Below are 25,039 nucleotides of genomic sequence, written 5' to 3'. Positions count from 1 at the left end.
CGCAAGCGGTTATGCACACACCGTGCGTGGGGCACAATCGCGCCTCCCTGGTCTGTATTCCCCACATGCGCTATCCCGCGTTGGACCTGCTGCGTGGCATCGCCATCGTCTGGGTGATGCTGTTCCATTCCTTCGTGGTCGGCGGGCTGGGGCCGGACTGGGCGTGGCTGTCGCGCTACGGCTGGATGGGGGTGGACCTGTTCTTCGTGCTGAGCGGGTTTCTGATCGGCAACCAGGTGCTGACACCGCTGGCGCGCGGGCAGCGGCTGGATGTCAGGGACTTCTACCTGCGGCGCGCCTTGCGCATCCTGCCGGCGTTTGCGGTGGTACTGATCGTCTACATGGCGTGGCCGGGGTTTCGCGAAGCGCCCGGGCTGGCGCCGTGGTGGATGTTCGCCAGTTTCACCCTGAACCTGTTCGTCGATTACGGCCAGCAGGCCGCCTTCTCGCACGCCTGGTCGCTGTGCGTGGAAGAGCATTTCTATCTGGTGTTCCCGCTGCTGGCCACGCTATTGCTGCGGCGCCCGTCGGCAGCCCGCTTCATCGCCCTGTGCATGGCGGTGGTGGTGGCCGGCATCGCCTTGCGCAGCAGCGTATGGCTGCACAACACCGCGCTGGATCAGATCGGCGCCGGGCAGCAGCGCAACTGGTTTGTCGAAGACATCTACTACCCCACCTGGAACCGTCTCGACGGCCTGCTGGCCGGCGTAGCGCTCGCAGTGCTGAAGGTGTTTCGCCCGCAGACCTGGCAACGGCTGCAGCAGCGTGGAGGCACCTGGTTGCTGGCCGGTATCGCGACGCTGGCCCTGGCGATGTGGCTGTTTCGCGAGCGCACCGGCCTGATCGGCAATGCGGTGGGTTGGCCGGTGCTTTCGGTCGGCCTGGCCTTGCTGGTGCTGGCGGGCAGCGCGACCGACAGCCTGTCTGGCCGCCTGCATGTGCCCGGCGCGGCCTGGCTGGCGACGGTCTCCTACAGCCTGTACCTGACCCACAAGGCCGTCTTCCACCTCACCCAGGCGTGGTTCGGCACTGCACTGGAAGGGCGGGGCGTGCTGGCGTTTGCCGCGTATGGCGTTGCGGCCCTGCTGGCGGGCGCGGTGCTGCATTACGGTGTGGAACGGCCCTTCCTGCAGCTGCGCGGCAGCCTGGTACGGCGGCGAGCACGGGCATTGCAGACCGCAGCGCAGTGACCGACGCGACGGTCGGCGCTGCAGCTCCCAGGACAGGCGATGAGCTGTTGCCACGTACGACGCGGCCACGACACAGGATGGAGGCGACCGCATTGCGCCTCGCCCAGCGCACGCTCGCGCAACGCACGTTGCCGGTTGCGGCGGGAGCTGCACCCGACGAGCGTGCAGATCCCGCCTGCCGCCTCACTGTGGGTCGCGCGCCACCTGGAAACCGGCGAACGACTGCGTCACCGGCATGATTTCCAGCCGATTGATGTTCAGGTGCGCCGGCAGGCTGGCCACGTAGAAGATCTGCTCGGCGATGTCTTCGGCCGTCATCGGGGTGGCGCCGCGGTAGAGCGTGTCCGACGCGGCCTGGTTGCCGCCGGTGCGCACCAGGGTGAATTCGGTTTCGGCCATGCCCGGTTCGATCGAGGTCACGCGCACGCCGGTGCCGTGCAGGTCCGAGCGCAGGCCCAGCGAAAACTGCTGCACGAAGGCCTTGGTGCCGCCGTAGACATTGCCGCCGGTGTACGGGTAGGTGGCCGCCACCGAGGCGATGTTGATGATGGCGCCGCGGCGTGCGATCAATGCCGGCAGCAGCCGGTGGGTGAGGGTCACCAGGGCGGTGACATTGGTATCGATCATCTGCTGCCACTGCTGCAGGTCGGCCTGCTGCGCAGGCGCGGTGCCCAGTGCGAGGCCGGCGTTGTTGACCAGCACGTCGATGTCGGCAAAGGCGGCCGGCAGCGCGTCGATGGCCGCCGCCAGCGCAGGCGCATCGCGCATGTCGAAGGCGGCGGTGTGCACCTGGCCGGCCGGCAGTTCCGCGGCCAACGCCTCCAGGCGCTCGGCACGCCGGCCGGTGGCGATGACCTTCCAGCCGGCGGCGGCGAAGCGGCGCACCGCGGCGCTGCCGAATCCGGAGGTGGCGCCGGTGATCATGACGGTCTTGGACATGGGGAACTCCAGGCAGGGGAAGGGGGTATCAGGGAACGGGGTCGCCGCTGGCGGCTGCAGCGCGGCGGGCGCGCAGCATCTGCCCGGTCAGGGTGTCTTGCGCGATCACCCGGCCGCGGCGCAGCCGCAGGACCCGATAGCTGGCCGCCGCCGATGGCGCCTCTGCGGCAGGCGGCAACGCGAGGATCAATTCGCCATCCACCCACACCGCCGCTACCGGCGCGCGCTGGCCGGGAAACACCACTTCCAGCGGCAGCTCCGGCGGTGCGTCGCGGCAGGCGCCCAGCACCACCCGATCGAGTACCAGCTGCTGTGCGTCCAGGCGCCAGAACGCCTGGTAGCCGCGCCAGTTGGCCGTACAGCTGCCCAGGGCCGTGCCGGCCCTGGCGACGAAGCGCTTCCAGGTGGCGGGATCGTCCAGCGGCCCGGACAAGGGCTCCGCCAGCAGGTCTGCCTGCCGGCCGTCGATCTGGATGCGGTCGGGGATCTGCTCGGTGGCCTGCGCGCTGCCGATCAGCGCGAGCAGTCCCAGCAGCGAGCCGGCGAGGCGGCGCATCACCTGCGCTTACTGCGCCTTGATCGCGATGGCAGGCAAGCCGCTGCCGGTGAGTTTCTGCTTGGCCTCGGCCAGTTCGCCGGCGCTGCCGTACGGCCCCATGCGCACGCGATACACCGTCTTGCCACTGATTTCGGCCGATTCGACCCGGGCGGCCAGGCCCATCATCGCCAGCTTGGCCTTGGTCGATTCGGCATCGCCGGAGGCGCCGAACGAGCCGGCCTGCAGGATGTAACGGGTGTTGTCGGTCACCGCAGGCGCGGCGGCAGGGCTGGACGCCGTCGTGCCGGCTGCGGCGATAGCCGGCTTGGGCGCCGTGGCCGCTGGCGTGGTGAGCGCGGCGGTGCTGGTTGGCGCAGGCGTGGCGGCCGGGCGGGTCTGGGCGGCTTCCGGCAACGGCTTGGGCACGCGGGCGGCCGGTTCGTTCAACGGCACCGGCACGCTGGCGGCAGGCGTGGCCGCCGCGACGCTGGCTGCGGCGCCCGGTGCCGGTGGCACCGGCTTGCCTTCCAGCGCCGCGCGCGCGCGCGCAGCTTCCTCGGCACGCGCGCTGGCGGCCAGTTCCGCATCGGACATCTGCACTTCCTTGCCGGGCAGCAAGGTGTAGAAGTCGTACTGGGTCTGCGCATCGCCGGGCTTGGTCTGCGGCTTGGGCGGCTGCGTGCTGGGCCTGGGCAGCTCGGCCGGCGTATCGGTGTCGGCATCGGCCACCGGCTCGGGCTGCGCATCGGGATTGGCCCGCGGGCCCACGCGCAGGAAGCCGTCGCCGTTCTTCTTGAACAGGTTGGGCGCGGCCAGGAAGATCACCGCCGCAATCGCGGCGCCCGCCACCAACCACACCCAACCGGGCGTGCCATTGCTGGTGTTGCGTCGTGCCTGGCTCTTACCGCGTCGTGCTGCCATCTACCACTTCTCCGAATCGTGTCGTTGCGGGCCGTTGCCCGGCTTGCTGCGGCAATCGCTGCGCCTGCTGCCGGGTGCGGCGCAGGCGATGAGCGGGCTGCCGTGCCTGCGCCGCAGCCGGATGTGCACACCCGGCTGCGGCATCCCGGCGGCGTGCCTACATCTTTTCCGGAGCGCTGACGCCGAGCAGTTCCAGGCCGTTGGCGAGCACTTGCTGGGTGGCCACCGCCAGGGTGAGTTTGGCGTCGCGCTCGGCGGCATCGTCCACCAGCACCTTGCTGTTGTGATACCACGTGTGGAAAGCATGTGCCAATTCACGCAGGTACTGCGCAATCTGGTACGGCTCCAGCGCCTGGCCAGAGATCTCCACCACTTCCGGGTAGCGCGACAGCTCCAGCATCACCGCAAGCGAGTGCTCGTCGTCCAGCCGCGCCAGCTGGGCCAGGCCATTGGCCTGTTCGTACTTGAAGCCCTTTTCCTGCGCCTGGCGCAGCACGCTGCACACCCGCGCATGCGCGTATTGCACGTAGAACACCGGGTTGTCGTTGCTCTGCGCACGCGCCAGGTCGATGTCGAAGGTGAGCTGCGAATCGGGCTTGCGCGCGATCAGGAACCAGCGCACCGCATCGGCGCTGGTTTCCTCGATCAGGTCGCGCAGGGTGACGTAGCTGCCGGCACGCTTGGACAGCTTCACTTCCTCGCCGCCGCGCATCACCGTGACCATCTGGTGCAGCACGTACTCCGGCCAGCCCTGCGGGATGCCCAGCTCCAGCGCCTGCAGGCCGGCGCGCACGCGCGTCAGCGAGCCGTGGTGGTCGGCGCCCAGTTCGGTGATCGCGCGCTCGTAACCGCGCTGCCACTTGGTCAGGTGGTAGGCCACGTCCGGCACGAAGTAGGTGTAGGTGCCGTCGGACTTGCGCATGACGCGGTCCTTGTCGTCGCCGAAGTCGGTGGACTTCAGCCACAACGCGCCACCTTCTTCGTAGGTGTGGCCGGAGGCGATCAGCTTCTGCACCGCTTCTTCGACCTTGCCGTCCTTGTACAGCGAGCTTTCCAGGAAATAGATATCGAAGTCGACGCGGAACGCCGCCAGGTCGTGGTTCTGCTCGTTGCGCAGATACGCCACCGCGAAGCGGCGGATCGATTCAAGATCGGACGGATCCTTGGTGCCGGTGACCAGATGGCCCTCCAGGTCGACGGTATCGCCGGCCAGGTAGGCGTTGGCCACGTCGGCGATGTAGTCGCCGCGGTAGCCGCTCTCCGGCCAGCCGTCGCTGTCGGGGGTGAGCCCCTGCGCGCGCGCCTGCACCGACAGCGCCAGGTTCTCGATCTGCACGCCGGCATCGTTGTAGTAGAACTCGCGCTTGACGTTCCAGCCATTGGCATCGAGCACGCGCGCCAGGCTGTCGCCGATCGCCGCGGCGCGGCCATGACCGACGTGCAGCGGGCCGGTGGGATTGGCCGAAACGTATTCCACGCCCACCGAGCGGCCGTTGCCGGCCAGGCCGCGGCCGTAGTCGTGGCCCTGCTTGATCACATGCGCCACTTCGCGCTGATACGCGGTAGGCGCCAGATGGAAATTGATGAAGCCGGGACCGGCGATCTCCACCTTGGTCACATCGTCGCTGGCCGGCAGCGCGGCCACCAGCGCCTGTGCCAGTGCGCGCGGATTGCTGCGCGCGAGCTTGGCCAGCAGCATTGCCGCATTGGTGGCGAAGTCGCCATGCTCGCGGGTCTTGGGTCGCTCGACCACAAAATCCGGCGGCAGGGTGTCGGCGGGCAGGGTGCCGTTGGCGCGCAAGGCTTCGATGCCTTGGCCGATCAGTGCGCGGAGTTGGGCTTTCACGTGGGATCTGCTTGGAACCAAACCAGCGATTTTACCCGACCGCGCGGCGCAGGGTCCGGCCGATGGTTCAGGTCGGCGCGCCGGCTCAAACGATCCACCCCAGCACGACGCGACGACCACGCAGGCGCAACAGGGATCTGCGGCCGGCAGTATTGCCCGGGCGTTGCAGATCACCCGTGGCACAGGCCGCTTCCCGTACGCAATGGCCGTCAGCCGCGCCGAGCGCGCCGCGTTCCCGGGGCCGCGCAGCATCGGCCCCGCCTCGCTGATGACGGCATCTGCCCGGATGGCAGCGCATCCCGGGCAGGCATCAAGCGCGCCAGTCCAGCCAGCCGCGCTCGGCCAGCGATACCGGCCGGCCATCGCCGATCACGAAGTGGTCCAGCAGGCGGATATCCACCAGGTCCAGCCCCTGCAGCAGGCGTTGGGTGACTGCGCGGTCGGCCTCGGACGGCTCCGGATTGCCGGACGGGTGGTTGTGCCCGACGATCACCGCCGCGGCGTTGTGCAGCAGCGCCTTGCGGACCACCTCGCGCGGATGGATGTCGGCGCCGTCGATGGTGCCGGTGAACATTTCCTCGAAGGCGATGGCGCGGTGGCGGTTGTCCAGGAACAGCACCGCAAACACTTCGTAGCTGCGTGCGCGCAGCCGCTGGGAAAAATAGCGGCCCACGCTGGGTGGGTCGCTGAGCGCTTCGCCGCGCTCCAGCCCGCTCATCAGGTGGCGGTGCGCCAGTTCCAGCGCCGCGTTGAGCTTGCACGCCGAGGCCGGGCCCAGGCCGGGCAGGCGCGCCAGGGCCGAGGCCGGGCGGTCCAGCAGCACGCGCAGCGGACCGTGCCGGTGCAGCAGCTCGCGCGCGGTCTTGACCGCGTCCTGGCCGCGCAGGCCCGAGCCGACGAAGATCGCCAGCAGCTCGGCGTCGGAGAGGGCGGGCGCGCCGCGCGCCAGGAGTTTTTCGCGCGGGCGTTCGGTGCTGGGCCAGTCGTGTATGTGCATATGGCGAGATTGCCGGTGCTTATCGCCCACGCCCATCAGGCCAGGCAGGGCCATCGGCTAATCTAGTTGTCCTTGTAACCGTAGGACGACTCCGACGTGATCGGCTCCACTCAGGCCCGCCCCCTGGACGGACAGCGCTTGCTGCTGTGCGTCGGCGGAGGCATTGCCGCTTACAAATCGCTCGAACTGGTCCGTCGCCTGCGCGACGCCGGCGCGCAGGTGCAGGTCGCCATGACCGGCGGCGCCCAGCAGTTCGTCACTCCGCTGAGCTTCCAGGCGCTGTCCGGGCACCCGACCCGCACCACGCTATGGGACAGTGCCGCCGAGCAGGCGATGGGGCATATCGAACTGGCGCGCTGGGCCGACCGGGTGGTCGTGGCCCCGGCCACCGCCGACCTGCTGGCGCGCCTGGCACATGGCTTGGCCGACGATCTGGTCACCACGCTGTGCCTGGCGACCACCGCGCCACTGATCGTGGCCCCGGCGATGAACCACCGCATGTGGCTGCATGCGGCCACCCAGGCCAACATCGCCACCTTGCGCGCGCGCGGCGTGGCGGTGATCGGCCCCGAGGACGGTCCGCTGGCCGAAGGCGAATCCGGCCCCGGCCGGCTGGCCGAGCCGGCAGCGATCGTGGCTGCACTGGCCGGAACCGGCGCCGTGGCGGCCGCATCCCCTGCCGCCCCGGCTGCGGCCACGCCGGTGTTCATTCCCAGCAGCGCGCAGCTGGAAGGCCTGCGTATCGTGATCAGCGCCGGCCCCACGTTCGAAGACCTGGACCCGGTGCGCTACGTCGGTAACCGCAGCAGCGGCAAGATGGGCTACGCCCTGGCCGCTGCCGCCGCCCGCCAGGGCGCCGACGTCGTGCTGGTCAGCGGACCGGTGCACCAGACCACCCCGCCCGGGGTGCAGCGCACCGACGTGCGCTCGGCCGCGCAGATGCGCGACGCGGTGCTGGGCGCGTTTCCGGCCGACATCTACATCGGCGCGGCCGCGGTGGCCGACTACACGCCCAAACGGGTGGTATCGCAGAAGATCAAGAAGACCGGCGAAACCCTGACCCTGGAACTGGTGCGCACGCCGGACATCCTGTCCGAGGTGGCCGCGCAGACCGGCGCGCTCAAACTGGTGGTCGGTTTTGCCGCCGAAACGCACGACGTGGAGCATTACGCGCGCGGCAAGCTGGCGGCCAAGCGGCTGGACCTGATCATCGCCAACCAGGTGGGGATCGAGGGCGGCGGGTTCGAAAGCGACAACAACGCCGCCACCGCCTACTGGCAGGGCGGCGAGCGTGTGTTCCCCAGCAGCAGCAAGACCCAGCTGGCCGACCAACTGCTGGCCCTGATCGCGGAGAGATTGCAGGCATGAGCGACCCGACCTACTCCTTGCAGCTGAAGTTGCTCGATCCGCGCTTCGGCGACGTATGGCCGTTGCCGGCCTACGCCACCGAGGCCAGCGCAGGCATGGACCTGCGCGCCGCACTGGAAGCGCCGATGACGCTGGAACCCGGCGACGCGGCGCTGATTCCCAGCGGCATCGCCATCCATCTGGCCGACCCGCAGCTGTGCGCGGTGGTCCTGCCGCGTTCGGGCCTGGGCCATCGTCACGGCATCGTGCTCGGCAACGGCACCGGGCTCATCGATGCCGATTACCAGGGGCCGCTGCTGATCAGCACCTGGAATCGTGGGCGCGAGGCCTTCACCATCGAGCCGGGCGACCGCATCGCGCAGCTGGTGATCCTGCCGATCGTGCGCGTGGGCCTGCAAGTGGTGGATACTTTCGTCGACAGCGCGCGGGGAGCGGGTGGATTCGGCCACACCGGGATGCGCTGACGGGGGAGTCGCATGAGCAAGGCGAACGAGCGCAGGCAGTCGATGTCCAGCGTGCGTACGAGTGGTCCGGTATTGGGGGGCGTGTTGCTGCTGCTGGCCGCGTGGTTCGGCTGGAATAGCTATGCGCAATGGCACGAAGAGTCGATTGCGCAGACGCTGGAGCAGGCCCGCGACCGTGCGGTGCAGGAGGTCGGCCAGGCGATGGCCGCGCAGGCCAGCCAGCTCGACGCCGTGCTCAAGCAACCAGCGGTCGTGACCGCGCTGGGCAACGGCGACGCATTGGCCGCCGCCTCGATCGTCCGTGAGCGTTTCAAGGGCGCCGAGGACGTGCAGGTGCTGCCTGGCGACCTGGCAGCGGCCTATGCCAACCCCAAGGATTTCGGTTACGCGCGCCTGAGCCTGCTCGAATCGGCGCAGGTGGCCGACCATGCGCAGGTGCGCGTGGTGCGCGACGCCAGGCAGGTGCGCCTGGGCGTGGCGGCCGCGGTGCGCCTGGGCGGGCAGCCGGCAGTGGCGTATGCGCGATTGCCGCTGCTGCGCCTGACCGGCCCGCTGGACGCGATCGCGGTGCCCGGCAGCGCCTACCTGGCGCTGCGCCAGGGCAGTTACAACGTGGCCCAACAGGGTGATGCGGCACTGTCCGATGCCGCCGAAACGCTGGCCAGGCCGCTGGGCACCAGCGGCCTGCGCGTGGCCGCAGCGGTGCCGCAGGGCGATGCCGGCCCGCTGGGCCTGGGCGCGGTGGGCTGCGCCATCGTGGCGGGCTTGCTGGGCGTCATTGCCGTGTTGCTGGTGCTGGCCAGCCGTGGCCGGGTGGCCTTGCCGCGTCGCCGCGTCGCCGGCGCGCCGACGGCCGACGAACCCACCTTCAGTCAAAGCCTGCAACACGACGCCAGCCTTGCCAGCCAGGCGGCTGTGCCGGATGAGGCAGCGCAGCCCGCCACGCCAGCGCTGGTGCCGGCGGTGCAGGTCGCCACCGACATGTTCCGCGCCTACGACATCCGGGGCGTGGTTGGAAAAGACCTCAATCCCGGCGTGGCGGCGCTGATCGGCCAGGCCATCGGCAGCGTGATGCAGGCCCAGGGTCTGCGCGATGTGGTGGTGGGCCGCGACGGACGGCTGTCCGGCCCGGAACTGAGCAACGGGCTGATCGAAGGCCTGCGGCGCGCCGGCTGCAACGTGACCGACATCGGTCTGGCACCGACGCCGGTGGTGTACTTCGGTGCGTACGAGTTGCGTGCCGGCAGCTGCGTAGCGGTGACCGGCAGCCACAATCCGCCGGACTACAACGGCTTCAAGATCGTCATCGGGGGCGAGACGCTGTCCGGCACGGCCATCGCCGAGTTGCACCAGCGCATCAACGAAGGCCGCCTGCACACCGCGGCCACGCCCGGCGAGCTGGAACAGCACGATCTCAGCGACGCCTACATCCAGCGCATCGCCGACGACGTGCAGCTCGACCGCCCGATCAAGGTCGTCGTGGACGCCGGCAATGGCGCGGCCGGCGAGATCGCGCCACGCTTGCTGGAAGCGATCGGCGCCGAAGTGGTGCCGCTGTATTGCGACATCGACGGCACCTTCCCCAACCACCATCCGGACCCGAGCGAGCCGCACAATCTCGACGATCTGGTGAACATGGTGCAGCGTTTCGACGCCGATATCGGCGTGGCCTTCGACGGCGACGCCGATCGCCTGGGCGTGGTGACCAAGGAAGGCGCGGTGGTGTTCCCCGACCGCCTGCTGATGTTGTTCGCCGCCGACGTGCTGCAGCGCAATCCCGGCGCGCTGGTCATCTACGACGTGAAGTGCACCGGCAAGCTGTCCGATTACGTGCTGCGCAACGGCGGCAGCCCGCTGATGTGGAAGACCGGGCATTCGCTGATCAAGTCGAAGATGCGCGAAACCGATGCCGAACTGGCCGGCGAGATGAGCGGCCACTTCTTCTTCAAGGAACGCTGGTACGGCTTCGACGACGGCATCTACGCGGCCGCACGCCTGCTGGAAATCCTGGCCCAGCGCGAGCAAACCCCGTCCGAGGTGCTGGACGCACTGCCCGAAAGCGTCTCCACGCCGGAGATCAAGGTGCCGGTGGAAGGCGATGCGCATGCGCTGGTGGCGCGCGTGGTCGCGCGTGCGCAGGCGGGCGAAGAATCGCCGTTCGAGTCGGCGCGGCTGTCCACCATCGACGGCCTGCGGGCGGACTTCGTCGACGGCTGGGGCCTGGTGCGCGCCTCCAACACCACGCCGATCCTGGTGCTGCGGTTCGAAGCCGACAGCGAGGCGGCGCTGGAGCGTATCCGCGCGCTGTTCCGCAGTGAATTGCAGGCGCTGTTGCCCGAACATCCGCTGGCGTTCTGAGCCAGCGGGCAAGGCCACCCGCGGCGTTGCCCCTCCAGCGGCAGCACCGTCGGTCGTGGCGCAGCAGGATGGCGGCGAAGGAGGTGGGCCATCCGGCAGCGAAGCAGGCCTGCCGCATCGGCAGGCTCAATACTCGCTGCCGCTGCGACCGGCACTGCCGGCCACTGCATGCAGGTGCAGGCCGTTGGCCGCAACCGGCAGTTCGAAGGCCCGAGGGCCGTCGCGCTGCAGCCACACCGCATCCCAATACGGATACGCGCCGATCCGGTCGACCAACCCGATGCGCAACGGCGACGCCACCAGGCTGCGCGCGAACTGCCGGTGATCGATATCCGCTGGAAGCGCCGCCGCCTGCATCTCCGGTTGCCAGATGGTGCCGCCGCGCCCGCGTGCGCGATTGACCGCTTCGCCGGCTGCCAGCCGTGCGGCGCCAGCCAGTTGCAGCAGGCCCGCCTTGCCCGGTGCCTGCAACAGGCCACACCAGCGCTGCGGCAGCAGCACCCAGCACAGCAGCTGCGCGCCGTGCCAATGGCGCGGCATCGCCAACGTGGCCGCGGCCGCACGCGCGCAGCGCCAGTCCGCGAACAAGGGCACATCCTGATGCGTGGGCAGGCACAGATGCCAATACGCCGCAGTGGGCGCTGGCATGAAAACCGAACAGGGGAGGGACATGCTGGACATGCCCACAGCTTGCCCATGCCGTCAGGGCATCGACATCATCCAGCCGCGCACCAGGGCGTCGGCCACCTGCGCAACGCCGCGTAAGGATCGGGCGCCCAGCTGCAGCACTTTTTCGCAACGCGGCCAGCCACAAGAACAACCTGGCGCCGTCTGGAGCGATAGATCCACCAACACGGCGTGTGCGCGCCGGCGACCGACTACCGACGAATCCCCAATCCCCAATCCCCAATCCCCAATCCCAGCCCCTCAATGCCCAGCCCGATCACGCTTCCAGCCGCGATGCCTCACATCCAGATACAGGCTGTAAAACGCAGTGAACGCCGGGAACAGGTTCTGCAGCACGCCCACCGAATCCTGCTTGGCCGAGAACACGAAGTAGCTCAGCGTCATCAGGCTGCCGACCACGCTCATGTACCAGAACAGCCGCGGGATCACCGGCTTGCCGGCGCGCTTGGAGGCAACGAACTGCACCAGCCAGCGGCCGCCGAACATCAGCGCGCCCACATAGCCGATCAGCTTCCAGCCGGTGACATGGATACCGGTCCAGTACAGCCAGGTCAGCTGCTGGTCGAGAAACGACGGTTCCATCAACGCTCCTCCACCACGGTGCGCTTGCTGCGGGTGATCAGCCACGCCACGCCGCGCAGGTCGCGGATGCCCACCAGCGCGCGATTGAGATTGTTGTACTTGGAGACGCCGGCGGTGCGATGGCGGTGGTTCACCGGCACGCTCACCGTGCGCCAGCCGGCGCGTTGCATCAGGGCCGGCAGGTAACGGTGCATATGGTCGAAGTAGGGCAGGTCCAGGAACGCCTCGCGCTCGAACAACTTGATGCCGCAGCCGGTATCGGGCGTGTTGTCCTGCAGCATGCGCGAGCGGATCGCGTTGGCCCATTTGCTGGCCCAGCGCTTGGACCCGGAATCCTGGCGGTTGACCCGCCAGCCGGCAAACAGCTTGACCTGCGGCTGCGCCTGGCTGCGCGCGATGAGCAGCTTGGGGATGTCGGCCGGGTCGTTCTGGCCATCGCCATCCAGGGTGGCGATCCAGCTGGCGCGCGCGGCCTTGACCCCGCTGCGTACCGCCGTGCTTTGCCCGCTCTGGGTCACGTGGTGCAGCACGCGCAATTCCGGCGTGGTGGCCTTTAGACCTTGCAGCACGGCCAGGGTGTCGTCGCGCGAGTGGTCGTCGACATAGACGATTTCAAAGGCCACCAGGCCGCGCAGTGCTGCGACGATTTCGCCGACCAGGGCCGCGACGTTGTCGCGTTCGTTGAACACCGGGACGACGACGGAAAGCTGAGGTTGGCTCATGGATTCGTGGTGGCCGGAGGAGGGCAGAGCAAAAAAGATCGCGCATTGTGCCCTGAGCGTCTGAGCCAGGCATGAAGCCTGTGCGCATCCGCCGTGCCGGCATGCGCACAAGCGGCCGGGAGCGTGTAGGGCGCATGCCGCCAGGCGTGCCTTGGCACGCTGATGGCCGCCGGGTGGCTGCTATCGCTGCAGTGTACGAGTTGCGGCGGCGGCCGAGCGCTCCCTGGCCCGCGGTGTCACCTGCGCTGCATCACGCTCAGGCGCGGTCGCCGAAGTAGTTCCGGCACCAGTCCACCACCTGCGGCAGCCCGCGTTCGACCGGCGTGGCCGGATCGAAGCCGAAGGCCGCCTGCGCGCGCCGGGTGTCGGCCATGGTGCGGAGCATGTCGCCCGGTTGCATCGGCTTGTAGACCTTCTCGGCCGGGCGACCGGCGGCCTGGGCGATCACCTCGATGAAGGTCTCCAGCTCCACCGGCGTGTGGTTGCCCAGGTTGAACACCCGGTGCGGCACCGGCGCGTCGCTGGGCGTGTCCAGCGCGCCGAGCACGCCGGCCACGATGTCGTCCACGAAGGTGAAGTCGCGCTGCATCCTGCCGTGGTTGAACACCTCGATCGGGCGCCCGGCCAGCACCGCGCGGCTGAAGATCAGCGGCGCCATGTCCGGCCGGCCCCATGGACCGTACACGGTGAAAAAGCGCAGCCCGGTCGCGCGCAGGCCGTACAACTGCGCATAGGTGTAGCCCATCAGTTCGTTGGCGGCCTTGGACGCGGCATACAACGAGCGCGGCTGGTCCACGCGCTGGTCTTCGGAGAACGGCGGGGTGGCCGAGTCGCCATAGACCGAGCTGCTGGAGGCATACACCAGATGCTGCACGCCGCGGTGCCGGCACAGCTCGAGCATGTTGACGAAGCCGGCCAAGTTGCTGTCGACATAGGCATGCGGGTTTTCCAGCGAATAGCGCACGCCGGCCTGTGCGGCCAGGTGCACCACGCGGGTTGGCTGGATCTGATCGAACAACGCGGCCAGGCCGTCGCGGTCGGTCAGATCCAGCGTGCGGATGTCGATGCCGGGGCACAGCGCCGCCACCCGGTCGCGCTTGAGCTGCGGGTCGTAGTAACTGTTGTAGTTGTCCAGGCCCACCACCGTCTCACCGCGTGCAGCCAGGGCGCGGCAGGTGTAGGCACCGATGAAACCGGCGGCGCCGGTGACGAGAATGGTCATGGCAGTAGTCCTGAAGACATCAAGTACGAAGGGCGGGGTCGCCAGATGGCGGCTCCGCCGTCAGCGCGGGTCGGCTCGCCAGGATCGCCTTGCGCTCGGCGCTGAATTCCCACCAGTGGCGTGGCGCCTCGCCCTGCATGAAGCGCACGATCGACAGAAACACATCGATCACGCACGGGTCGTGCCGCACCCCGCTGCGCTGGCAGAGTTGGGCATGCATCTCGAACGCATCGCGGCCACGCAGCTGCGCCGGCTCGTGGATGCCGAGAAGATGCAGATCCTGTACGCAGGCCGGACCGACATTGGGCAGGTCGGTCAGGCGCCGCAGCTGCGCGCGGTCGACCTTGGCAGGATGCATCGGTGCTCCTCGTGCGCGGGCCGCGGCCTTAACCCTTGTGCAGGCGCAGCCGTTCCAGCACGCCTTCCAGCGTGTCCAGGTCGGTGTAGTGGATCACCAGCTTGCCCTTGCCGCCGCGGCCGTGATTGAACACCACTTTGGTGCCCAGCGATTCGGACAGTTCGGTTTCCAGCGAGGCGATGTCGGCCTGCGGCGCAACCGGCGTCGGCTTGCCACGGCGCAGCCCGCCCGGCACCTTGCCGGCGGCAAACTGCTGTGCGCGGTGTTCCACCTCGCGTACCGACCAGCCCTGGTCGGCCGCTTCCTGGGCCAGCTTGCTGGCCAGTTCCGGTGCCAGGGTGAGCAGCGCACGCGCATGGCCCATTTCCAGGCGGCGGGTTTCCAGCAGCACCCGGATCGCCACCGGCAGTTCCAGCAGCCGCAGCAGGTTGGACACCGACGCGCGCGAGCGGCCCACCGCTTCGGCGGCCTCGGCATGGGTCAGCGAAAATTCGTCGATCAGCCGCTGCAGCGCCTGCGCTTCTTCCAGCGGGTTGAGGTCTTCGCGCTGGATGTTCTCGATCAGCGCCATCGCGATGACGGTGCGGTCGTCCAGCTCGCGCACCACCACCGGCACGTCGGTCAGCCCGGCCAGCTGCGAGGCGCGCCAGCGGCGTTCGCCGGCCACGATCTCGAACTGCCCCGGCGCCAGCTCGCGCGCCACGATCGGCTGGATCACGCCCTGCGCCTTGATCGACTCCGCCAGCTCGGCCAGCTTGACCTCGTCCATCTCCTGGCGCGGCTGGTACTTGCCCGGCTGCAGCTGGGTCACCGCCAAGGTGCGCAGGGTGTCGCCGGGCTGCAAGGCCTGTTCGTCGGCACCGGCCGGTGCTGCGGCGGCGGCCGCACCCTTGGGCCCCAGCAGCGCTTCCAGGCCGCGGCCCAGGCCACGCTTCTTTGCCAGCGGCGGCTTGCTCATCAGACGGTCTCCACGGGCCGGACGGCCTTGTTGCGGTCGTTCTGGCGGCGCACGATCTCGCCGGCCAGGCCCAGGTAGGCCACCCCGCCACGCGAGGTGCGGTCGTAGCCCACGATGCTCTGTCCATGGCTGGGTGCCTCGGCCAGGCGCACGTTGCGCGGCACGATGGTGCGGAACACCTTATCGCCGAAATGCTCGGTCAGCTCGGCCGACACCGCATTGGCCAGGTTGTTGCGGATGTCGAACATGGTGCGCAGCACCCCTTCGATCTCCAGCGCCGGGTTGAGGTTGGCACGCAGCGCTTCGATGGTTTCCAGCAGCGCGGTCAGCCCTTCCAGCGCGTAGTACTCGCATTGCATCGGCACGATGATCGAATCGGCCGCGGTCAGCGCGTTGAGCGTCAGCAGCGACAACGCCGGCGGGCAGTCGATCAGGATGAAGTCGTACTCGTCACGGATCGGCGCCAGCGCGCGCTTGAGCCGCTGCTCGCGCTCGCCCTGGTCCATCAGCTGGATCTCGGCGGCGGTCAGGTCGATGTTGCCCGGCAGCAGGTCGAAACCTTCCGGCGCGGTGACCCGGATCTCGGCCGCGCTGTTCTCGCCCAGCAGCAGGTCGCAGGTGGAGGCCGCCACATCGCGCTTGTCGATGCCGCTGCCCATGGTGGCGTTGCCCTGCGAGTCCAGATCCACCAGCAACACGCGCTTGGGCGCGCGCGCCAGGCCGGCCGCCAGATTGACTGCCGTCGTGGTCTTGCCGACGCCGCCCTTCTGGTTGGCAATGGCGATGATCCGGGCCATGCGGGAGAGCCTCGTGGGCAAGGAGTAAGACCGGCCATTATGCGGGCAGGGCGTCGGATCGGGAAATGCCGCCCGCGGCGGCGGCGCCCACGCGTCGGAATGACCGCTGCGGGTCAGCCGGCGGGCGCGGCGCTGCCGGCGGGCGCCTGCATGGCACGGTAGCGCTGCAGGATGTCGGCGATCTCCCCGTCCAGCGCCACCCGTTGCTGCTCGAAGCTGGTCTGCAGGCGCAACTGCGCCATCAGTTCGCGATGGCGTTGCTGGATGTCGCCGGCCAGCTTGTCTGCCACCGCCTGGCCGGCCAGCTCCCGGTCGCCGGCGGCGCGCAGCAGGCTGGCCAATCCCTCGCGCAGGCTGGTCACGTTGAAGCGTGCGGTGTGGATGTTGTTGTCGACGATGGCGATGCGCTCGTTGAACACCCGGCGCAGGTCGTCCTCGCTCTGATACGACATCAGCATCGCCTGGTCGGTGCGCTTGCGCATCTGCTCTGCGGCCAGATCGGCCTGGCGCTGCTGCTCGCTGGCCGCGGCGGCGGCGCGCTCGTCGCTGCTCATCGCGCGCTGCACCTCGGCGCTGCGCAGCCCGCTCTTGGCGTTGAACTCGTCGCGCGCCTGGTTCACCGCCTCCGGCGGCAGCGTATCGCTGCACACCCGGGCGCCGTTCTGGTTCCAGCAATACAGTTTCTTCGCCGCCGACTTGTCCTGCGCGATGGCAGGCGCGGCGGCCAGGGCCGCCATGACGGCGGCGCATAACGCCAAACGTGTGTATCTCGGCATCATCGCAGCCCCCTGTCGCCTGCCGTCAGCCTGTGGTGTCGGTCCCGTAGCGGCCACGATAGGCCAGCAGGGGCTCCCGGTAGCCGACAAGGTCGGCGTTTCCTGCCGCAAAAGCAAGCAGGTCGGCCAGGTTGGCCACCGCGATCACCGCAATGCCGGCCTCGGCCGCCACCGCCTGCGCCGCCGAGCGGCGGTCCTGCTCGGAGGCGATCTCCTGCCGGTCCAGCGCCACCACGATGCCGGCCGGGGTGCCGCCGGCTGCGCGGATGATGCCCAGCGCCTCGCGGATTGCGGTGCCGGCGGTGATCACGTCGTCCACGATCAGCACCTTGCGGCCGGTCAGCGGCGCCCCGATCAGGCTGCCGCCTTCGCCATGGTCCTTGGCTTCCTTGCGATTGAACGCCAGCGGCAGGTCGCGGCCGCGTCCTGCGTAGGCACAGGCCAGCGCCGTTGCCAGCGGGATGCCCTTGTAGGCCGGCCCGAACACCAGATCGAACTCCACCCCGGCCGCGTCGATCGCATCGGCATAGCACTGCGCCAGCCGCGCGGTCTTGGCCCCGGAATCGAAGCGCCCGGCATTGAAGAAGTAGGGGCTCAACCGCCCGGACTTGAGCGTGAACTCGCCAAAGCGCAAGGCATCGGCGTCCAGGGCCAGCTGCAGGAATCGGGTGCGGTGGTCGGTCATGGTGACGAGATTGGGGAGTGGGGATTCGGGATTGGAAAGCATAGCCGGTCGCGCCTTGCGGCATCCGCCGATGCGGTACGCTTTCGCCAATCCCCAATTCCCACTCCCGAATCCCGGCTCTTCATCTATGCGCATCATCAGCTTCAACGCCAATGGCCTGCGATCGGCCGCCAGCAAGGGCTTTTTCGACTGGTTCGTCGCCCAGGACGCGGATGTGCTGTGCATCCAGGAGACCAAGGCCCAGGAACACCAACTGGCCGGGCCGGAATTCCTGCCGGCCGGCTACAAGGCCTGGTTTCGCGACGCCAGCACCAAGAAGGGCTACAGCGGCGTGGCGATCTACGCCCGGCGCGAACCCGACGAAGTGCGCAGTGCGCTGGGCTGGCCCGAGTTCGACGAAGAAGGGCGCTACATCGAGGCGCGTTTCGGCAACCTGAGCGTGGTGTCCTTCTATATTCCCTCCGGCTCGTCGGGCGAGGTGCGCCAGGACTACAAGTTTCAGGTGATGCAGTGGCTGCGGCCGATCCTGGACCAGTGGCTGGCCAGCGGCCGCCAGTACGTGCTGTGCGGCGACTGGAACATCGTGCGCACCGCGCTGGACATCAAGAACTGGAAGTCCAACCAGAAGAATTCCGGCTGCCTGCCGCCCGAGCGCGACTGGCTCAACGGGCTGTGCGCGGATGCGGCAAGCGAGGCCAGCGCCGCCGATGGGCGAGGCTGGGTCGACAGCTACCGCGTGTTGCATCCGCAGGGCCAGGACTACACCTGGTGGAGCAACCGCGGTGCCGCGCGCGCCAACAACGTGGGGTGGCGCATCGACTATCAACTGGTCACCCCCGGCCTGCGCGAGGCACTGCAGGCCTGCGCGATCTACCGCGAGCAGCGCTTCTCCGACCATGCGCCGTATGTCGTGGATTACGCACTGTGAGTGAGGCCGCACAGTGGATCGGCGCTGGACTGGGCAGGAGTGCCGCTACTCGGGATTGGCGCGCGTCCGGTGGCGTGGCGCAGGCAGGCATCGCGCGCATGCGGGCGGTAGCGCGCCGCAGCGCAAGGGCTGCAGATCCTTCAGGGTGCCGATTGTGCGTTTGCGTCAGCCCTGCCCGCGCCGCGGTCGGTAACACTGCCCGCGCAGCATCGACCAGCATCCGATCCCACCGGCCGCACGCATGAGCAAGCCCGCACCCAGGTACAAAGGCCTGCGCGGGATCCGGCAAGCCTTCGCCACGCCATCGGCGGCGACCATGGCATTGTTGGGTTTCGGCAGCGGCCTGCCGTTCCTGTTGATCGCCTCGCAAACGCTGTCCACACGGTTGCGTGATGTCGGGCTGGACTTGGGCAGCATCGGCCTGATCAGCCTGGCCAGCTTCTTCTATCTGCTCAAGTTCCTGTGGGCGCCGCTGATCGACCGCTACGCGTTTCCGCTCACCGCCTTCCTCGGCCGCCGCCGCTCCTGGCTGCTGGTCGCGCAGATCGGCGTCACCATTGGTTTGGTTGCGCTGGCATTCTCGCGCCCGGACCTGAGCGTGACGGGGCTGGTGAGCTGGGTGCTGTTCGCCTCGTTCTGGGGCGCCACCCAGGATTCGGTGGTGGACGCCTACCGCATCGAGATCGCACCGGAAACCGCGCAGGCAGCGCTGGCCGCGACCTACACCCTGGGGTACCGCATCGGCCTGATCCTGGGCGGCGCCGGTGCGCTGTACATGGCCGAATACCTCGACTGGACCTGGGCGTACCTGGGCATGTCGGCGCTGATGCTGCTGCCGATCATCACCACGCTGGTGTGCCGCGAGCCCGACCGACCCGAAGCCACGGTGGTCCGCCGCGTCGATGTGGCAGGAGCATTCTGGCAACCCATCTCCAGCTTCTTTTCCGGCAACGGCGTGGCGTTAGGGGTCGTGCTGCTACTGTTCGTGGGCTTGTACAAGTTCCCGGACCAGGTGATCGGCGTGATGGCCGGGCCGTTCTATCTGGATTCCGGCTACACCAAGGCCGATATCGCCACCGTCTCCAAGCTGTTCGGCGTGTGGATCGGGATTGTCGGTGCCTTTGCCGGCGGCGCGGCGGTGGCGGCATTCGGCTTCCGTCGCATGTTGCTGGTGGCTGCGCTGGGTGTGGCGCTGTCCAACCTGGCGTTCCTGCTGATGGCGCACAACCCGGGCAAGCTGTGGGCCTTCTATGCGGCGCTCAGCGCCGACAACCTGTTCCAGGGCTTCGCAGCCACCGTGCTGGTGGCCTTCATGTCGTCGCTGACCGACCGCAACTTCACCGCCACGCAATACGCATTGTTGGTATCGCTGGCCAATCTGCCGGGCAAGTTCGCTGGCGGCGTGTCCGGGTTTCTGGTCCAGGCCACGTCCTACAGCACCTTCTTCATCCTCAGCGCGCTGACGGTGATCCCGACCCTGCTGCTATTGGCCTGGCTCTGGCCGCGCCTGCTGGCACACGACAGGCAGCCGGATTGAAACCGCCGTCAAGGTTGTCGATGATGCCGACGGGGCACTGCATCGCACGAGGAAGGGCATGACCGATCTGGTGTTGCGTGACATCGATCCGCTGCTGGTGGACCGCATCCGCCGCATTTCCGTCGCACGGGGCTGGACCCAGCACCAGACCGTCATGCATCTGCTCGAACAAGGCCTGTTCGCCAGCGAATACGAAGTCACCGGCGGCCTGCAGCATCCAGAAGTCGATGCCCTGGCCGAAGCGATTGCCGCGCTCAAAGCGCTGCCGGCCGGGAACAATCCCTAGCGGCAGGCGAACTGCGGCGGCTGCCAGGCAGGGTTGGAAAGGGCCGATCCGCAACACGCGCAGCGGTGGAGCATCCTGACCCTCAACCAGCGGGCCACCTGATCGGCGCCAGGCAAGCCCGTTCCAAGCCCGGATGGCAGCCGGCCACAGCCCACGTTCGCCCCAAGCTTCTAATCCTCTTGCGCCGGCTGCTGGCAATGGCCTGGGAAGACCCTCAGGCTGGATGGATCGCCCCCAGCAACCGCGGCCGCGCCGCGCCGGTGACCGACGGCAGGTTTGCCGGGCGCCCGGCCAGGAGTTCGGCCGCCAGCCAGGCAAACCCCATCGCTTCCAGATAATCCGGATCCAGCCCATGCCGCGCGCTGGATTCCACCACCACCCCCGGCAGCCGTGCCGCCAGGCGTGCCATCAGCACCGGATTGCGTACGCCGCCGCCACAGACCAGCACCCGGCGGGTTTGCGGTTGCAGCCGCAGCAAGGCGTCGGCCACGGTGGCTGCGGTGAGTTCCAGCAAGGTCGCCTGCACATCGGCCGGGCGCAGGCGCGCATCGCCCATCGCCTGCATTATCCAGGCCAGGTGGAACTGCTCGCGCCCGGTGCTCTTGGGCGGCGCCAGCGCAAACCACGGGTCGGCCAGCAACGCCTGCAGCAGGCGCGTATCCACCTGGCCGCTGGCCGCGAACGCACCGTCGGCATCGAATGCGCTGCCGTGATGCTGCTGGCACCAGCTGTCCAGCAGCGCGTTGGCTGGCCCGGTGTCGAAGCCCAGCACCGTGCCCTCGCGCGGGATCAGGGTCAGGTTGCCGATGCCGCCCAGGTTGAGCACCGCGCGGTCTTCATCGCCCGTACCCAGCATGGCCAGATGAAACGCCGGCATCAGCGGCGCGCCCTGTCCACCGGCAGCGACATCGCGGCGGCGGAAATCGGCCACCGTGGTCAGGCCGGTGTGCTCGGCGATCCGGCTGGCATCGCCGATCTGCCAGGTAAAGGCCAGATCCCCGTTTGGCCGGTGGCGGATGGTCTGCCCATGCGAGCCGATCGCGCGAATACGTGCGCGCGCCACCCCGGCCTCGTCGATGAGCTGGTTGGCGGCGGCGGCGAACGCCAGCCCCACCTGCGCATCCAGCCGCCCAAGCGCATCGATGGCGACCGTCTCCGCGCCCTGGCCCAGCGCAACCAGCAGTTCGCGCAACGCTGGCGCCCACGGCACCGTGATGCCCGCCACCAACGCGCAGCGGCGATGACTGTCGTCGGCAAAGCGCACCAGCGCCGCGTCGATGCCGTCGGCGCTGGTGCCCGACATCAGGCCCAGGTAAAGCGGGGGGTCAACGTGTTCCAAAGCAGGCATGCCGAAGCCGGAAATGCAAGGTCGGCCAGCTTGTGCAGCTAGGCCGTGGCCGTCAACCCGTCTGGCGCTCGACACCAATGAGCAATACCCGCATCGCGGCCGGGCCCAAGGCCTGGATGGGTGCCCTTTCGGACAGCGGCCGTCCCGGTCCCCCGCAGGTCGCGGGCATTGCTGGCGAGTACGCTTCAGCTCGGCGCGATAGGCTGGCAAGACCTGCCACGGCGAGTGGAACGTGTCGACACGTATGGCGTGCAGCGAGCCGCGGCGAGCCGTTGGGCTGTTACCCAGCCATGCAACGTGGCCCCAATGCCGGGGCCACCTTCTGCTCGATCAACGCCGCCTGGCCGCCACCGCCGTTGCCCGGCCGTGCGCGCTCAGCCGCGCGACTTACCCCTGGCCGGCTTGCCGGCGTCGGCGTCAGCGTAGATCAGCTTCTCCATGCCTTCGATACGCGCCATCGCCGGTGCGGTCTGCGCGCGGAAGGCGGCCAGTTCGGCGCCCTGCAACGGCTCCGGCGGCGGCATGGTCACCGACATCGGATTGCGCTGCTGCCCGCCCACGCGGAATTCGTAATGCAGGTGCGGGCCGGTCGCCAGGCCGGTCATGCCGACATAGCCGATCACCGTGCCCTGGTTGATGCGCTGGCCGGCCTTGATCTTGCCGAAGCGCGACATGTGACCATACAGCGTGCTGTAGTTCCTGCCGTGGTCCAGGATCACCACATTGCCATAGCCGCGCTGGGTGCCGACGAACACCACCCGCGCATCGCCGGCGGCCATGATCGGCGTGCCCGAGGCGGCCGCGTAATCCACGCCCTTGTGCATGCGCATCGTGCCCAGCACCGGGTGCCGGCGCGCACCGAAGGTGGAACTGATGCGGCTATAGGCCACCGGCATGCGGATGAAGCTCTTCTTCAGCGGCCGACCGGTGATGTCGTAGTACTCGGCCGGCTTGCCGGCGCGTTCGAAGCGGAAGCCGGTGTAGGTCTTGCCGCCGGTGGTGAAGGTCGCCGCCAGGATGTCGCCGGTGTTGATCCGCTCGCCCTCGCGCCAGGTCTCGTCCATCACCACGCTGAAGCGGTCGCCCGGCTGCAGGTCCTTGTCGAAGTCGATGTCGTACTTGAAGATCTCGTCGGTCATGATCGCCACCGCGGCCGGCGACAACCCGGACTTGTCGGCCGAGGCGTACAGCGAGCTGGTGATCTCGCCACTGGCCACCACCGTACGCGTGGTCGTCGCCCGCTCGGTCACCTTCTCGCGCACGCTGTCGCCCAGCAGGCGCAGTTCCACCCGGTGGCTGTCGTCGCGATCGAAGCGCAACGCCCGCAGCTGTCCCGGCGTCGGCATATCGAATGCGATCTCGGTCCCCGGATGCAGCTTGGTCAGCGCCTCCTTGGTGCCGGGATGGGACAGCACCTGATACATCACCGTGGTCGGAATTCCCAATTCGCCGAACAAGGTGCTCAGCGTCTGTCCCGGCTTAACCTGCAGGATCTCCCATTCGGTACTCGGTGCCAGCTGCTTGCGGCTGGGCACCAGCGGCGGCAGCGGCAACGCCAGCGTGGAATGGCTGGACAGCGGTGTGTCGATCGCATTGGAGAAGCCGGGCACAATGGTCGCGACCATCGCGCCGATGGTCGCGAACAGGCTGGCGTGGATCCAATGACGGCGTGTCCAACGATCGTTGAACGCGGCCGGCAGATGCGCCTTGAGCTTGCGATGCAGTGCAGTGTCGTGGAGAACGTGGAGGCGTTCGTGGAAGCGCCGCTTGCGTGCACGGCCCTGCTCGGAGTTCTGCATCGTTCAATGTCCTCGATGGCTCGAAGTGCGAGCCCAATCGCCGGTACCATAGACAGGCTGTAACAGCGCGTCAAACCATTGAGCCTGTTCATTATTTTCGCTTGGCGCTAAATTAACTTGCGTTTAACCTCATTCATGTTGTTGACGGCAATTGCCGCTGGAGTCCGTCGTTGGCCACTATCGAAGAATCCCTCGCACTCATCGGCCGTGGCGCCGACGAGATCCTCAAGCTCGATCAGCTCCAAGCCCGCCTGAAATCGGGCGTACCGCTGCGGGTGAAGGCCGGCTTCGATCCCACCGCGCCGGACCTGCACCTGGGCCACACCGTGCTGCTCAACAAGATGCGGCAATTCCAGCAGCTCGGGCACCAGGTCATCTTCCTGATCGGCGACTTCACCGGCATGATCGGCGACCCCAGCGGCAAGAACGTCACCCGCAAGCCACTCAGCCGCGAGGACGTGCTGGCCAATGCACGCACCTATGAAGAGCAGGTCTTCAAGATCCTGGACCGCGAGCGCACCGAAGTGCGCTTCAACTCCGAGTGGTTCGGGCAGATGACCGCGGCGGACATGATCAAGCTGTCCGCCCAGCACACCGTGGCCCGGATGCTGGAGCGCGACGATTTCGCCAAGCGTTTCACCGGGCAGCAGCCGATCGCCATCCACGAGTTCCTCTATCCGTTGGTCCAGGGCTACGACTCGGTGGCCTTGAAGGCCGATGTCGAGCTGGGCGGCACCGATCAGAAGTTCAACCTATTGATGGGCCGAGGCCTGCAGGAGCATTACGGCCAGGCCCCGCAGATCGTGCTGACCATGCCGTTGCTGGAAGGCCTGGACGGCGTGGCCAAGATGTCCAAGTCGCTGGGCAATTACATCGGCATCAATGAGCCGGCCATCGACATCGTCACCAAGACCATGAAGATCGGCGACGAGCTGACCTGGCGCTGGATCGATCTGCTCTCCTTTGAGATCGGCGTGGCCGAAGCGGCGCGGCTGAAGGAGCAGGTCGCAACCGGCGAGTTGCACCCGCGCGATGTCAAATTGCGGCTGGCGCGCGAATTGGCCACGCGTTTTCATGATGCGGCCACCGCTGAGCAGGCGATCGCAGGCTGGCATGCCGTGGTGACCGGGCAGGGCGACACCAGCCTGTTGCCCTTGCAGGAAGTCGCGGTGCCGGCCGAGGGTCTGCGAATCGCCAGTCTGCTGACCGCAGCTGGTCTGACGCCAAGTAATTCCGAAGCGACGCGCAAGCTGAAGGAGCGCGCGGTCAAGATCGACGGCGAAGTCATCGAAGATGCGGCGCATACGCTCGTCCCGGGGTTTGAGGGCGTGATTCAGGTCGGCAAGCGCAACTTCGCCCGTGTGATGCTGGTCAACGACTGACGCGTGCCAGCCTGCTGCAGAGCGGCAATCGCATGGGCTGCCGATTCCTCTATACGCGGTGACGTCAGCTGCGGCGACACGTTCAGACCACGAATGCCAGTGGGGTTTGCGCGGCAGCGCAAGGTTTCAGGAAGATTCGTGAAATATTTTTCACAAATCACTTCCCAAAACCGTTTAGCAGGCATATAGTTCGCCTCCCCCGACGCAACCGAGCCGCAAACGCGGCGACGACGCAGACAGGGTTCGGAAATTCCCTGATATAGGGTGTTGACGAAACGCAAAAGCCGGCTATGATGGGCGGCTCGCTACACGGAAAGCTGCTTCGGCAGGTGGAGGTGCAGCGGCGGCAAC

24 protein-coding genes are annotated in these 25,039 nt (G+C 68.1%); 8 read left to right on the top strand and 16 right to left on the bottom strand.

Features of this window, described 5'->3' with window-relative positions:
* Nucleotides 1-65: 65 nt before the first annotated feature.
* Nucleotides 66-1,190 (top strand): acyltransferase family protein, encoded by a 1,125-nt coding sequence (locus XcodCFBP4690_RS10950; RefSeq protein ID WP_104540972.1) that lies wholly within the window; start codon nt 66-68, stop codon nt 1,188-1,190.
* Nucleotides 1,191-1,373: 183 nt separating this feature from the next.
* Here the strand turns inward: XcodCFBP4690_RS10950 and XcodCFBP4690_RS10945 are convergent, their stop codons facing one another.
* The 5 genes from XcodCFBP4690_RS10945 to radC form a co-directional block, all read right to left on the bottom strand.
* Nucleotides 1,374-2,129 carry an SDR family NAD(P)-dependent oxidoreductase gene (locus tag XcodCFBP4690_RS10945; RefSeq protein WP_104540971.1) on the bottom strand — a complete coding sequence of 252 codons (756 nt, stop codon included), beginning with the start codon at nt 2,127-2,129 and terminating at the stop codon, nt 1,374-1,376.
* Between the two features lie 28 nt (nt 2,130-2,157).
* Nucleotides 2,158-2,688 (bottom strand): hypothetical protein, encoded by a 531-nt coding sequence (locus XcodCFBP4690_RS10940; protein WP_104540970.1) that lies wholly within the window; start codon nt 2,686-2,688, stop codon nt 2,158-2,160.
* A 6-nt stretch (nt 2,689-2,694) separates the two neighbouring features.
* Nucleotides 2,695-3,588 (bottom strand): SPOR domain-containing protein, encoded by an 894-nt coding sequence (locus XcodCFBP4690_RS10935; protein WP_104540969.1) that lies wholly within the window; start codon nt 3,586-3,588, stop codon nt 2,695-2,697.
* Between the two features lie 157 nt (nt 3,589-3,745).
* Entirely contained in the window at nt 3,746-5,434 is a 1,689-nt protein-coding gene (gene argS, locus XcodCFBP4690_RS10930) for an arginine--tRNA ligase (RefSeq protein WP_104540968.1), read from the bottom strand.
* 310 nt (nt 5,435-5,744) lie between these two features.
* Nucleotides 5,745-6,431, bottom strand: a complete 687-nt coding sequence (radC, locus tag XcodCFBP4690_RS10925; RefSeq protein WP_104541046.1) for a RadC family protein — start codon at nt 6,429-6,431, stop codon at nt 5,745-5,747.
* Between the two features lie 96 nt (nt 6,432-6,527).
* Between radC and coaBC the strand changes: the two genes are divergently transcribed.
* Genes coaBC through XcodCFBP4690_RS22415 form a run of 3 tightly spaced genes read left to right on the top strand, consistent with a single transcriptional unit; the run spans nt 6,528 to nt 10,621 of the window.
* Complete coding sequence (gene coaBC, locus XcodCFBP4690_RS10920; protein WP_104540967.1) at nt 6,528-7,799, top strand: bifunctional phosphopantothenoylcysteine decarboxylase/phosphopantothenate--cysteine ligase CoaBC; 1,272 nt, start codon at nt 6,528-6,530, stop codon at nt 7,797-7,799.
* Nucleotides 7,796-8,263 carry a dUTP diphosphatase gene (gene dut, locus XcodCFBP4690_RS10915; RefSeq protein ID WP_104540966.1) on the top strand — a complete coding sequence of 156 codons (468 nt, stop codon included), beginning with the start codon at nt 7,796-7,798 and terminating at the stop codon, nt 8,261-8,263. Before coaBC ends, dut begins: the two co-directional genes overlap by 4 nt.
* A gap of 12 nt (nt 8,264-8,275) precedes the next feature.
* Nucleotides 8,276-10,621, top strand: coding sequence for a phosphomannomutase/phosphoglucomutase (locus XcodCFBP4690_RS22415; protein ID WP_146091881.1), 2,346 nt, complete (start codon nt 8,276-8,278; stop codon nt 10,619-10,621).
* A gap of 126 nt (nt 10,622-10,747) precedes the next feature.
* On the opposite strand, the gene XcodCFBP4690_RS10905 is transcribed toward XcodCFBP4690_RS22415, so the two are convergent.
* The 9 genes from XcodCFBP4690_RS10905 to pyrE form a co-directional block, all read right to left on the bottom strand.
* Complete coding sequence (locus XcodCFBP4690_RS10905) at nt 10,748-11,302, bottom strand: hypothetical protein (protein WP_341871614.1); 555 nt, start codon at nt 11,300-11,302, stop codon at nt 10,748-10,750.
* Between the two features lie 246 nt (nt 11,303-11,548).
* On the bottom strand, nt 11,549-11,890 hold the full coding sequence (locus XcodCFBP4690_RS10900) for a lipid-A-disaccharide synthase N-terminal domain-containing protein (RefSeq protein WP_104540964.1): 342 nt from the start codon (nt 11,888-11,890) through the stop codon (nt 11,549-11,551).
* Nucleotides 11,890-12,612 (bottom strand): glycosyltransferase family 2 protein, encoded by a 723-nt coding sequence (locus XcodCFBP4690_RS10895; protein WP_104540963.1) that lies wholly within the window; start codon nt 12,610-12,612, stop codon nt 11,890-11,892. Before XcodCFBP4690_RS10895 ends, XcodCFBP4690_RS10900 begins: the two co-directional genes overlap by 1 nt.
* Before the next feature lie 256 nt (nt 12,613-12,868).
* On the bottom strand, nt 12,869-13,834 hold the full coding sequence (locus tag XcodCFBP4690_RS10890) for an SDR family NAD(P)-dependent oxidoreductase (RefSeq protein WP_104540962.1): 966 nt from the start codon (nt 13,832-13,834) through the stop codon (nt 12,869-12,871).
* A 19-nt stretch (nt 13,835-13,853) separates the two neighbouring features.
* Entirely contained in the window at nt 13,854-14,192 is a 339-nt protein-coding gene (locus tag XcodCFBP4690_RS10885) for a helix-hairpin-helix domain-containing protein (RefSeq protein WP_104540961.1), read from the bottom strand.
* Between the two features lie 28 nt (nt 14,193-14,220).
* Nucleotides 14,221-15,150: a ParB/RepB/Spo0J family partition protein gene (locus tag XcodCFBP4690_RS10880; RefSeq protein ID WP_104540960.1), complete on the bottom strand. Its 930-nt coding sequence runs from the start codon at nt 15,148-15,150 to the stop codon at nt 14,221-14,223.
* Nucleotides 15,150-15,947, bottom strand: a complete 798-nt coding sequence (locus XcodCFBP4690_RS10875; RefSeq protein ID WP_064507740.1) for a ParA family protein — start codon at nt 15,945-15,947, stop codon at nt 15,150-15,152. The genes XcodCFBP4690_RS10880 and XcodCFBP4690_RS10875 overlap by 1 nt, the downstream gene beginning before the upstream one ends.
* Nucleotides 15,948-16,060: 113 nt before the next feature.
* A complete protein-coding gene (locus XcodCFBP4690_RS10870; protein WP_167394569.1) occupies nt 16,061-16,726 on the bottom strand; it encodes a hypothetical protein in 666 nt (221 codons plus the stop codon).
* 22 nt (nt 16,727-16,748) lie between these two features.
* A complete protein-coding gene (gene pyrE / locus XcodCFBP4690_RS10865; RefSeq protein ID WP_104540958.1) occupies nt 16,749-17,408 on the bottom strand; it encodes an orotate phosphoribosyltransferase in 660 nt (219 codons plus the stop codon).
* A gap of 127 nt (nt 17,409-17,535) precedes the next feature.
* On the opposite strand from pyrE, the gene XcodCFBP4690_RS10860 reads away from it, so the two are divergent.
* From XcodCFBP4690_RS10860 to XcodCFBP4690_RS10850, 3 genes are all read left to right on the top strand, one after another.
* The gene (locus XcodCFBP4690_RS10860) at nt 17,536-18,336 is read left to right on the top strand and encodes an exodeoxyribonuclease III (RefSeq protein WP_104540957.1); all 801 of its coding nucleotides are present in this window, start codon (nt 17,536-17,538) and stop codon (nt 18,334-18,336) included.
* A gap of 241 nt (nt 18,337-18,577) precedes the next feature.
* Entirely contained in the window at nt 18,578-19,873 is a 1,296-nt protein-coding gene (locus XcodCFBP4690_RS10855; protein ID WP_167394568.1) for an AmpG family muropeptide MFS transporter, read from the top strand.
* A 58-nt stretch (nt 19,874-19,931) separates the two neighbouring features.
* Entirely contained in the window at nt 19,932-20,159 is a 228-nt protein-coding gene (locus XcodCFBP4690_RS10850) for a hypothetical protein (RefSeq protein WP_047692723.1), read from the top strand.
* A 214-nt stretch (nt 20,160-20,373) separates the two neighbouring features.
* On the opposite strand, the gene XcodCFBP4690_RS10845 is transcribed toward XcodCFBP4690_RS10850, so the two are convergent.
* The gene (locus tag XcodCFBP4690_RS10845; protein ID WP_104540956.1) at nt 20,374-21,507 is read right to left on the bottom strand and encodes an anhydro-N-acetylmuramic acid kinase; all 1,134 of its coding nucleotides are present in this window, start codon (nt 21,505-21,507) and stop codon (nt 20,374-20,376) included.
* A 374-nt stretch (nt 21,508-21,881) separates the two neighbouring features.
* Nucleotides 21,882-23,306: a M23 family metallopeptidase gene (locus XcodCFBP4690_RS10840; protein WP_104540955.1), complete on the bottom strand. Its 1,425-nt coding sequence runs from the start codon at nt 23,304-23,306 to the stop codon at nt 21,882-21,884.
* A 170-nt stretch (nt 23,307-23,476) separates the two neighbouring features.
* Between XcodCFBP4690_RS10840 and tyrS the strand changes: the two genes are divergently transcribed.
* The gene (gene tyrS / locus XcodCFBP4690_RS10835; protein WP_104540954.1) at nt 23,477-24,688 is read left to right on the top strand and encodes a tyrosine--tRNA ligase; all 1,212 of its coding nucleotides are present in this window, start codon (nt 23,477-23,479) and stop codon (nt 24,686-24,688) included.
* The last annotated feature ends 351 nt before the right edge of the window (nt 24,689-25,039 follow it).

Origin of the sequence: Xanthomonas codiaei (assembly GCF_002939785.1) — a bacterium.
Classification (GTDB): domain Bacteria; phylum Pseudomonadota; class Gammaproteobacteria; order Xanthomonadales; family Xanthomonadaceae; genus Xanthomonas; species Xanthomonas codiaei.
Note: the sequence above shows the minus strand (reverse complement) of the source record. Positions and strands in the feature narration are given on the sequence as shown.